The organism is Parasphingorhabdus sp., assembly GCF_036963705.1.
Classification (GTDB): Bacteria; Pseudomonadota; Alphaproteobacteria; order Sphingomonadales; family Sphingomonadaceae; genus Parasphingorhabdus.
In genome coordinates this window covers 1-1,898 of the sequence record NZ_JBALUT010000150.1, presented here as the reverse complement: position 1 = coordinate 1,898, position 1,898 = coordinate 1, and the positions used below count along the sequence as shown (strand labels likewise).

The window sequence follows — 1,898 nt, the reverse complement described above, 5'->3', positions numbered from 1 at the left end:
ATGAGCCACCGGGTGCCATTCGGTGCCATGAAAAATGCGCTTGACCTCCTCCGCATAGATGTCCTTGCGAACGAAGGCTTCTTTTGGAACTTCATTATAGTTTTTTGGCCACGGCAGTTTTAAGTCGGTCATCCGTTCTCTCCCAATTATCCCATTTATCTCATTTTTCGGCCGCGAGTGCCTTGCCAAGTTCGGCCCACATTCTGCCTGACTGGCGTGCTCCCTCGAGATACGGTTCCGGACAAAGATGGTATGGCGGCCGAACCGGGCCGGCATTCATCCACCCGCCGGCATTCATGCGCGCTTTTTCAAGCGCGATGTTGTAGGTCGAGAATTCCTTGAAGCTGCCGTTGGGGAACAGCGGCGCTGCCGTCGGCCCGAGTCGCGCCTGGAAAGCGCGTGCCGCGCTCCAGTCACCAGTCTCGCGGGCTTGCAAAATATTGTCGCGAATCGTTGTGGTCACCAACGGGTCGCACACAGAGCCGCTGGACCAGAAAGCGTCGATCGAATCGTCCATCCGCGCGGCAGCGTAATAGTCGAAGTCGATCGGCAGCAATTTGATCCGACCGCGGATCGCCGAAAGGTCCGCCAGCAGATTGCCGACACCGATATACTTCGCGGTGACGACCTGCGGAATTTCAGCTACTTGGGCCCAGAATGGGCGAGGGAAATCGAACTTGAAAGCCTCCGGATTGGCGTAGATTGCAATATTCATTTCGGGGACGGCTTCAGCGACGTCCTTGTAGAACTGGACAGCAACATCAAGGCTGGGCGCGCACCACATCGGGATTCCCAGCATAGTGCCATCCGCGCCGAGTTCAAACGCTTGTCGGGTCAAGGCGATGGTATCGCGGGTGTTGAGGCAAGTGGTGCCAACGAAGATCGGCACCCGACCGGCTGCGGCATCAACCAGCGCCTTCATGAAATCAAGCTTTTCGTCGTGGGTCATGGTCGCCGCTTCGCCAAGCGTACCCATGCTGAGAATTCCGTTGATCCCTGCATCGATCAGGCCGTTAACCACACGCGCTGTCTCATCGAGATCAACTGTCTTTGTCGCGCGCCAGTCCGAGGCGTTATCCATTGCCGGAGTGGGAATAATCGCCCAGGCGCCTTTGATGTCATCTGGTTTCATGAGTGTACGGACCATCTTGGTGTCTCTCCTAGCATATCTGGTCCCGTGATAATCGCTTTAGCGCCGGGACATTCTACATTGCGTAATGCATTTCCTTGAGTGATATAGATTGCGAATATAGGCAAGGCAACCGCCTTGCATTGCGTATCATTGTTTGAACTCGGGAAGACAAAGGAGCCCTACCATGACTTTTGCGAAACGGTTCGACGATCAGGTCGCGGTTGTGACAGGCGGAGCCCAGGGGATCGGGCTGGCCACAGCCCAGCGTTTGGCCGAAGAAGGCGCGATCGTGATCCTTGCCGACCGTGCGGCTGACGCCACGCGAGCTGCGGTTGATCGTCTGCGGTCCAATGGCTCCGATGTCCACGCTGCCATTTTTGACCTAGAAAAATGCGATGGAGCGACCGAACTTTACCGGACGGTTGCCGATCAATTTGGCCGCATTGACGTGGCGGTCCACAATGTTGGCGGCACGATCTGGGCTAAACCCTATTGGGACTATACCCCAGACGAGATCGTGGCTGAAATCAACCGTTCTCTGTGGCCGACGCTTTGGTGCTGTCACGCGGTGGTGCCGTACATGCTCGCGGCCGGGCGCGGTTCAATCGTAAATATCGGTTCCGTGGCCACGCGCGGCGTGAACCGGGTTCCCTATGCCGCCGCCAAGGGCGGGGTTGCCGCGCTGACCGCAGCCTTGTCGCTGGAACTGGAAGCCAGCGGCGTGCGCGTGAACTGCGTTGCGCCGGGCGGGGTCAATGTCACCCGG

2 protein-coding genes are annotated in these 1,898 nt (G+C 57.7%); one reads left to right on the top strand and one right to left on the bottom strand.

Translation table 11 applies throughout. From position 1 onward, the window contains the following. Positions 1–160: 160 nt before the first annotated feature. Positions 161–1,147: a dihydrodipicolinate synthase family protein gene (locus tag V7680_RS15560; protein ID WP_335654163.1), complete on the bottom strand. Its 987-nt coding sequence runs from the start codon at positions 1,145–1,147 to the stop codon at positions 161–163. A gap of 169 nt (positions 1,148–1,316) precedes the next feature. Here V7680_RS15560 and V7680_RS15555 point away from each other — a divergent pair. Beyond that, positions 1,317–1,898 (top strand): SDR family NAD(P)-dependent oxidoreductase (locus tag V7680_RS15555; RefSeq protein ID WP_335654162.1); only part of this gene is annotated, 582 nt, incomplete at its 3' end.

What these genes read in the sequence shown, in the direction of transcription:
- V7680_RS15560 (WP_335654163.1), bottom strand. Translation starts at nt 1,147, where the DNA reads ATGGTCCGTACACTCATGAAACCAGATGACATCAAAGGCGCCTGGGCG.